At 31.7% G+C, this 382-nt stretch carries 1 protein-coding gene; it reads right to left on the bottom strand.

Annotation, left to right across the window (positions count from 1 at the left end; genetic code table 11):
* Nucleotides 1-65 precede the first annotated feature (65 nt).
* The coding region (locus ACF91D_RS32340; RefSeq protein ID WP_392438804.1) for a LexA family protein at nucleotides 66-382 on the bottom strand (317 nt) is incomplete at its 5' end.

The raw sequence follows: 382 nt of genomic DNA, 5'->3' as shown, positions 1-382 counted from the left end.
ATTTAATTTATATCAAACAACCTATAATTAGACATACGTGTACCTAAATACACGTGAGAGGATGGTTAAAACAATCTTTGACTTGCTACCACTCTACCTACTATTTTAACTTCATCATTCAATCCATATACTTGTGGATAATGATTAGGATTGTTGGATTCAGGTATTAATATAATTTGATCTCCGTTATATCTAATGCGCTTTACAGTTGCATTGTAACCGTTAATCATAACAACACCTAATTGACCATTTTCAACAGTAGAATCTTTTTCTACCACAACTATATCGCCGTCTTGGAATATTTTATCCATACTATCGCCAGACACCTTTAAACCGAATTCTTCTTTATCTGAATTAAGTTTATTGGTAGCAAAGTATATGT

Source organism: Staphylococcus sp. 231237_7MaSpsaltlick (assembly GCF_043107035.1).
Note: the sequence above shows the minus strand (reverse complement) of the source record. Positions and strands in the feature narration are given on the sequence as shown.